Genomic DNA, 7,687 nt, shown 5'->3' with positions numbered 1-7,687 from the left:
TCAGTCATTAAAAATTAACTATTCATTCACCTATTTATCTATTTTATCTGGTCGCTAAATAATGTTTGTCTAAAGGTGCTATTACGGCGTCAGAAAATAACGTTTTTTTATGACAAAAACAATTGTTGAGCGCGGCGATTTGTATTTATTTTCGTCAGGATTAATTGCAGTACTAAATTAAACGGCGCTGCCAAAAGACAACGCCGTGGGTCGCTTTCTGCTGATTAGCATTTAGCTATTTGCTGGCAGAAAATGTTTACTCGCTTTTAGCCCAATAGCGGCGTTTGGCAGTTTGCAACTTCTCATAAGCACCTAGTAGTGCCTGATGAGCGGGTAAGGCTTTTAGATCCTCATCAACACTGAACAGGCCATTGAAGCGCGCCTCACCCACCAAGGCCGCTGAGGCTGCATCTACCGCCTCCTGACCATACATTTTCACAAAGGCAGTGTAATATTGTGCCGCTTCACGATCCGGCTCCTGAGTCAGTAACAATAGGGTTTGCAGGCAACGGTAATAGTTCGCCTGTTTTGCCGTAAAGACTGAAGAGTTAAAATCTTGCGTCCATTCAACCCAAATCAGTGCCTGCTCCAAATCACCGCCAGCCAATGCCAGCATGGATTTCAGTTCACCGACACGCAGGGTATACCAGCCGTTATCTTTACCCGAGGCGATACCCAGCAATTCACGCACGCGGGCGAAATCATCCAACCCTTCATCATCCAACTGCTGAATGAGCGCCAGATATTCCTCAGGCTGCGAGTCACTGCCGGGCAGGGCCAGCAACCTGTCTCGCAGATGAACACCCATGGTGTTGTTCGCCATCAGCAAATCTTCGGCAGGATAGATATCAGACCAGCCTGGTACCAAAATCCGGCAGGCATAGACACTTAAATGCTCATAATCAGCGATATACACTTCGGCGTTTTCTTGCTTGAAGATAGCCATCAGGGTAGCGAATTCTTCTTCTGTGCTGCCTTTAAAGCTCCAGTCCACAAATGGATAGTCGGCCTCGTCTTTGAACATATCCCAGCTGATCAAGCCACTTGAATCGATAAAATGGGTTTCCAGATTGGTGTGCTCTGCCACCTCTTCGTCATCGAAGGTCGGCGCGGTAAAGACGTCCAGGTCTTTCAGGCTACGGCCCTGCAATAGCTCAGTCACGGTACGTTCCAGCGCGACACCAAAATCAGGATGTGCACCGAATGAGGCAAAACAGGTGCCATTCGACGGGTTAAACAGCACTACGCAAATAACCGGATAAGCGCCACCTAGAGAGGCATCGTAAGAGAGAATTGGGAAACCTTCTTCTTCCAGCTTGGCAATGGCTTCTACCACACCTGGATAGCGGTTTAACACCGCCGCAGGGATCTCCGGCAAGCTGATAGATTCTGCGATAATACGGTTTTTAACTTTACGTTCAAAGACTTCGGACAGAGCTTGTACCCGAGCTTCATTGGCAGTATTGCCCGCAGACATGCCATTTGAGACATACAGATTGCCGATAATATTCATTGGAATATAGACGGTTTCTAAATCTGACTGGCGGGTAAATGGCAATGAACAGATCCCGCGTTTGGCGTTACCTGATTGCAAATCCACCAGATCACTGGCGACCAATTCCTGCTCTGGATCGTAAAACGCCAGCAGGCGCTCATCGAGAATGCCTTCTGGCAGCAAGTTATCTGCTGGGATCGGGAACCATTTCTCGTTGGGATAATGAACGAAATCCCCTTCGGCAATGGCTTTACCCAGATAGAAGTCAGCAAAGAAATAGTTGGTGGATAAGCGTTCGAAATATTCACCTAAGGCCGAAGCCAGTGCCGCTTTCTTGCTGGCACCTTTGCCGTTGGTAAAGCACAACGGGCAATCACGGTCGCGGATATGTACCGACCAAACGTGAGGAACCGGGTTAAGCCAAGAGGCTTCTTCAATATTAAAACCGAGGTCGCTCAGTTTTTGCTGAAAGCGAGATATTGAGTCTTCCAGCGCGGCGTCTTTGCCGGGAATAAAGGTTTGGGTCATTGTCGTCACTTTTTGGCGGTACTAAAAACGCGCAATCATACGGGGTTTTAGTTAATAGCTCCATGTATTCCTAAAGCGCAGCAAATGTCACAGTTTCAGTATGGATATTCCGCATAATTCACTAGCTTATAAATAACGGAGTCATAATGTGAAATCTATAAAGCTAACTGTCTTAGCCGGAATCTTAGCAGGGATCAGCGGTTCGGCCTTTGCTCTACCCAATATCACCCTATTGGCAACCGGGGGAACTATCGCCGGTGGCGGAGATTCAGCCACTAAATCTAACTATAAAGCCGGTAAATTGGGGGTTGATGCCCTGGTAAACGCGGTGCCGGAAATGAAAAAAATCGCCAATATTCAGGGCGAGCAAGTGGTTAATATCGGTTCTCAGGATATGAATGACGAGGTCTGGCTGAAGTTGGCGAAAAAAATTAATGCCGATTGCGCCAAAACAGACGGATTCGTGATTACACATGGCACTGACACTCTGGAAGAAACTGCCTATTTTCTTGATTTAACGGTGAATTGCGATAAACCGGTGGTGATGGTTGGGGCGATGCGCCCGGCAACTGCCCTGGGTGCAGATGGTCCGCTGAATCTCTATAATGCAGTGGTCGTCGCCAGTGATGCCAATTCAGCTAAACGTGGTGTGCTGGTAGCGATGAATGACCAAGTGCTAAGTGGCCGTGATGTGATGAAAACCAATACCACTTCGGTGCAGACATTCCAGTCACCGAATACCGGATCCTTGGGGTCTATTTATGACGGTAAAGTGAATTATCTGCACCAACCCGCGCCAAGACAACCCGCTTTCGATATCAGCAAACTGAGTGAATTACCAAAAGTGGGCATTATTTATAACTATGCCAATGCCTCTGATTTACCGGCTAAAGCGCTGATTGCTGATGGCTATAAAGGGATTGTCAGTGCCGGTGTTGGTAACGGTAACCTTTATCATTCTGTTTTTGATACGCTGGCAACGGCAGCACACAGTGGGGTTGCTGTTGTGCGTTCATCCCGTGTGCCTACTGGTTCTACCACGGAAGATGCAGAAGTTGATGACACCAAATATGGATTTGTTGCATCCGGCTCACTCAATCCACAAAAAGCACGTGTGTTGCTGCAATTGGCATTAACCCAAACGCAAAAACCGCAAGAGATCCAAAAGCTATTCCACGCATATTGATTCAATCAGTCTTTGACGGGGGCTTCGGCCTCCGTATCTGCTTTATTACCACTAATCTGAAATAAATCCGCCCATGCCGTCCGGCGACTATCTTTAATGAATCAAAAGTTATTGGGCAACTATAAATGCAAACATTTGATCTCAAACGAATGGCACTGGATAAATTCCCCATCGAATTCTTGGCCGAAGTGGGCATGCGCTGTTTATTCACCTTTGTCTTGGTTTTTTTATTCCTCAAACTGAGTGGTCGCCGTGGCGTGCGGCAGATGTCGCTATTCGAAGTCGTGATCATTTTGACATTGGGATCCGCTGCGGGTGATGTCACTTTTTATGAAGATGTGCCGATGTTGCCAGTAGTAATGGTCTTTATCTGCATTATGATTTTGTACCGCCTCTCTACTTTCTTGATGTCACGCAGCGAAAAAATACAGCAGTGGATGGAAGGGAAGCCGTTGATCATCATCAGTGATGGGATATTTGTTTGGGAAACCATGCAGCAGGAAAATATTACCCATGATGAGTTTTTTATGGAGTTGCGCCAACAAGGTGTCGAGCATCTTGGTCAGGTACGGCTGGCCATCCTGGAAGTCAATGGTGCAATCAGTGTGTTTTTCTTCGCGCAAGAACATGTCAAACCCGGTTTGCCGGTATTACCTAAATGCTGTGTTAACCCCTTGGTCACCATTGAAAAACCTGCGGAGTATGCCTGTAGCCAGTGCAGCCTGATAGTGGCGTTATCCAGCGGTGCAGAGAAAACCTGTCAACGTTGTGGTCACCACCACTGGGTTGAAGCTTTGGACCATCAACGAGCAAAATGAGTCATCTATCGTGCGCTAACACCTTGGTTCGGTAGCTTTTGGTGAATAATTCCAAATTAATGACATGATAACGCACAGCCTGCTATCGCTGGGGTTGAGAGTTTCTCCCTTGCCAGTGAATAACCGTTGCAGCAGGCGGACTCGGATGATAAAACCGAGTAATGATAACGATGGCAATCTCAGTTGAGTGTGGTGAGGGGAAATGACACAAGTTTATAATTTTAGCGCAGGGCCTGCGATGTTACCGGTTGAAGTTTTACGTCGTGCGGAACAGGAATTACGTAACTGGCATGGCTTGGGGACATCGGTGATGGAGATCAGTCACCGGAGTAAGGAATTTATTCAGGTTGCTGAAGACGCAGAAGAAGATCTGCGTGATCTGTTACGAATTCCGGCCAATTATAAAGTGTTATTTTGCCATGGTGGCGCGCGCGCGCAGTTTGCCGCAGTGCCATTGAATTTACTCGGCGACAACAACAGTGCTGATTATATTGACGGCGGCTATTGGGCACATAGTGCAGTCAAAGAAGCACAAAAATACTGTGTCCCTAACGTTATCGATGTGACAACCCACGATAATGGTCTAACGGGTATTTTGCCGATGAAACAATGGCAGTTGAGTGATAATGCTGCTTATGTACATTATTGCCCAAATGAAACCATTGATGGGCTGGCTATCAAAGAAGATCCGGATTTTGGCGATAAAGTTGTCGTTGCCGATTACTCATCATCTATCCTTTCTCGCCCGATTGATGTCAGTCGCTATGGTGTCATTTATGCAGGAGCCCAGAAAAACATCGGTCCCGCTGGCCTGACAGTGGTTATCGTGCGCGACGACTTATTAGGTAAAGCTCGCACTGAATTGCCATCGATCCTTGATTATAAGGTGCTGGCCGATAACGATTCCATGTTCAACACGCCGCCAACTTTTGCCTGGTATCTCTCTGGCCTGGTGTTTAAATGGCTGAAGGAGCAGGGCGGTTTGGTTGAAATGGAAAAACGTAATCAGGCGAAAGCTGATCTATTGTATGGTGCGATCGATAAGACCGGTTTCTATCGCAACCAGGTGGCTCACGCCAACCGCTCTTTGATGAATGTGCCATTCCAAATGAAGGATGCCTCCTTGGATAAAGTGTTCCTTAGCGAGGCACAAGAGCAGGGTTTGCAAGCCTTAAAAGGCCATCGTGTTGCTGGTGGGATGCGGGCATCGATTTATAATGCGATGCCAATTGAAGGCGTTAAAGTCTTAACAGATTTTATGGCTGACTTTGAACGCCGCCATGGTTGATTCCTCCGGGCGGATGTTTGTCTACTCAGACTGAGTATCACCCTTATTTAAAATATATTTATTTGCACATAGAAGACTGGAGAGTGCTTTTCCCATGCTGGAATCCCTGACTTTACAACCCATTGCTCTGATCAATGGCACCGTTAACTTACCCGGTTCTAAAAGTGTTTCTAACCGTGCACTTCTTCTGGCAGCGCTGGCCGAAGGGACGACCCAGCTGAATAACTTGTTAGACAGTGACGACATTCGCCATATGCTCGATGCCTTGCAGGCATTGGGGGTGAATTTCCGCCTTTCGGCTGATCGCACTCAATGTGAAGTGGATGGTGTAGGTGGCAAATTGGTCGCAGACCAACCCTTGGAACTGTTCTTAGGCAATGCGGGTACGGCAATGCGCCCATTGGCTGCGGCACTTTGCTTGGGTAACAGCGACATCGTACTAACCGGTGAACCGCGGATGAAAGAGCGGCCAATTGGCCACTTGGTTGATGCCTTGCGTCAGGGCGGTGCACAGATCGATTATCTGGAGCAAGAGAACTACCCGCCGGTGCGCTTACGTGGTGGTTTCCGTGGTGGAAAACTGACCGTCGATGGTAGTGTCTCCAGCCAATTTCTGACAGCATTGCTGATGACTGCCCCCTTGGCTGAGCAAGATACCGACATTCAGATTCAAGGCACTCTGGTCTCTAAGCCATACATCGATATTACCCTGCATCTGATGAAAGCCTTCGGTGTTGATGTGGTGCATGAGAACTATCAACTGTTCCATATAAAAAGCGGCCAGACATATCGCACTCCGGGCACTTATTTGGTTGAAGGCGATGCGTCTTCTGCGTCCTATTTCTTAGCCGCTGCGGCAATTAAAGGTGGCACCGTGCGTGTCACGGGTATCGGTAAAAAAAGCGTGCAAGGTGATACCAAATTTGCTGATGTGCTGGAAAAAATGGGCGCAAAAATTAGCTGGGGTGATGACTATATCGAATGTAGCCGTGGCGAATTACAGGGTATCGATATGGATATGAATCACATTCCTGATGCGGCCATGACCATTGCTACCACCGCACTGTTTGCCAATGGCCCGACGGTTATTCGTAATATCTATAACTGGCGGGTAAAAGAGACTGACCGCTTATCTGCGATGGCCACTGAGCTGAGAAAAGTGGGTGCGGAAGTTGAAGAAGGTGAAGACTATATTCGTGTGGTGCCACCCGTGCAATTAATTGCCGCTGAAATAGGGACTTACAATGACCACCGTATGGCGATGTGCTTCTCACTGGTGGCGTTATCTGATACACCGGTGACGATTCTTGACCCTCAATGCACCGCTAAAACCTTCCCTGACTACTTTGAACAATTGGCCAATCTGAGCCAGACAGCCTGACCTTTTTGCGCCGAATTTATTGACCTCTAATGGGTACCCGTCGGTACCCATTCCCTATTTTATAGACGGATAGCACTTTTCTTTGTTGGCAAATAAGAATAAATGTTTTTTCTGGCTATCTTTCACATCTCTTCTACACTCCAGCCACGGCTTATGGTTTTATTTTCAGCAACTGAACCACGCGAGGGTAACAGTTCACATCGATGCGGCGTATAATGCTGCTCCTGTGTTTGCCCTGCTGGGTAGACAAGAGGTTTTGCCTACCGAAAGGAGAGAGAAATGACGGCGATAGCCCCGGTGATAACCGTTGATGGACCAAGTGGTGCAGGTAAAGGTACGCTTTGCAAAGCTTTGGCTGAATCGTTGAACTGGCGCTTGCTGGATTCGGGGGCGATTTACCGGGTTTTGGCGTTAGCGGCCCTGCATCATCAGGTTGATATCAGCACCGAAGAGGCATTGGTTCCACTTGCCGCACATCTCGATGTTCGTTTTGTCTCACAGAATGGGCAGTTAAAAGTGATTTTAGAAGGTGAGGATGTCAGCAATGAAATCCGCACCGAAACTGTAGGGAATACTGCATCTCAGGCCGCGGCTTTCCCGCGAGTCCGTGAGGCATTACTACGCCGCCAGCGAGCATTTCGTGAAGCACCGGGCCTGATTGCCGATGGTCGCGATATGGGGACAGTGGTCTTCCCTGATGCGCCGGTGAAAATATTTCTTGATGCAAGTTCGCAAGAACGCGCACACCGACGTATGCTACAGTTGCAGGAAAAGGGGTTTAATGTTAACTTTGAACGTCTTTTGGCCGAGATACAGGAGCGAGACTCTCGTGATCGTAACCGGTCTATTGCACCTTTAGTCCCTGCGGCGGATGCGTTGGTACTGGATTCAACCAGTATGTCCATCGAGCAGGTGATCGAACAGGCGCTGGCTTATGCCCAACGAATTTTAGCGTTGCCGTTGAAAAAATAACGACAATGCGGTCAGTTCT

Annotated in this window: 6 protein-coding genes; 5 read left to right on the top strand and 1 reads right to left on the bottom strand. The window is 48.0% G+C overall.

What is annotated here, in order from left to right:
* Positions 1 to 256: 256 nt before the first annotated feature.
* Positions 257 to 2,023: a 30S ribosomal protein S12 methylthiotransferase accessory factor YcaO gene (ycaO, locus tag V2A85_RS20450; RefSeq protein WP_372559338.1), complete on the bottom strand. Its 1,767-nt coding sequence runs from the start codon at positions 2,021 to 2,023 to the stop codon at positions 257 to 259.
* A gap of 148 nt (positions 2,024 to 2,171) precedes the next feature.
* Here ycaO and ansB point away from each other — a divergent pair, with 148 nt between their 5' ends.
* The 5 genes from ansB (at position 2,172) to cmk (ending at position 7,668) form a co-directional block, all read left to right on the top strand.
* Positions 2,172 to 3,209 (top strand): L-asparaginase 2, encoded by a 1,038-nt coding sequence (gene ansB / locus V2A85_RS20445; RefSeq protein ID WP_083158435.1) that lies wholly within the window; start codon positions 2,172 to 2,174, stop codon positions 3,207 to 3,209.
* Positions 3,210 to 3,334: 125 nt separating this feature from the next.
* Complete coding sequence (locus tag V2A85_RS20440; RefSeq protein ID WP_083158436.1) at positions 3,335 to 4,027, top strand: DUF421 domain-containing protein; 693 nt, start codon at positions 3,335 to 3,337, stop codon at positions 4,025 to 4,027.
* Between the two features lie 202 nt (positions 4,028 to 4,229).
* Positions 4,230 to 5,315: a 3-phosphoserine/phosphohydroxythreonine transaminase gene (gene serC / locus V2A85_RS20435; RefSeq protein ID WP_372559336.1), complete on the top strand. Its 1,086-nt coding sequence runs from the start codon at positions 4,230 to 4,232 to the stop codon at positions 5,313 to 5,315.
* A 94-nt stretch (positions 5,316 to 5,409) separates the two neighbouring features.
* Positions 5,410 to 6,696 (top strand): 3-phosphoshikimate 1-carboxyvinyltransferase, encoded by a 1,287-nt coding sequence (gene aroA / locus V2A85_RS20430; protein ID WP_372559335.1) that lies wholly within the window; start codon positions 5,410 to 5,412, stop codon positions 6,694 to 6,696.
* A gap of 279 nt (positions 6,697 to 6,975) precedes the next feature.
* A complete protein-coding gene (gene cmk / locus V2A85_RS20425; protein ID WP_050084945.1) occupies positions 6,976 to 7,668 on the top strand; it encodes a (d)CMP kinase in 693 nt (230 codons plus the stop codon).
* Positions 7,669 to 7,687: the final 19 nt, after the last annotated feature.

Source organism: Yersinia sp. 1252 StPb PI (assembly GCF_048593885.1).
Lineage (GTDB): Bacteria > Pseudomonadota > Gammaproteobacteria > Enterobacterales > Enterobacteriaceae > Yersinia > Yersinia enterocolitica_E.
The sequence above is the reverse complement of the archived record's forward strand: the minus strand, read 5'-3'. Positions and strand labels throughout refer to the sequence as shown.

Coding starts and splice junctions, on each gene's coding strand:
- serC (WP_372559336.1), top strand. CDS start 4,230: ATGACACAAGTTTATAATTTTAGCGCAGGGCCTGCGATGTTACCGGTT.
- cmk (WP_050084945.1), top strand. CDS start 6,976: ATGACGGCGATAGCCCCGGTGATAACCGTTGATGGACCAAGTGGTGCA.
- V2A85_RS20440 (WP_083158436.1), top strand. CDS start 3,335: ATGCAAACATTTGATCTCAAACGAATGGCACTGGATAAATTCCCCATC.
- ycaO (WP_372559338.1), bottom strand. CDS start 2,023: ATGACCCAAACCTTTATTCCCGGCAAAGACGCCGCGCTGGAAGACTCA.
- aroA (WP_372559335.1), top strand. CDS start 5,410: ATGCTGGAATCCCTGACTTTACAACCCATTGCTCTGATCAATGGCACC.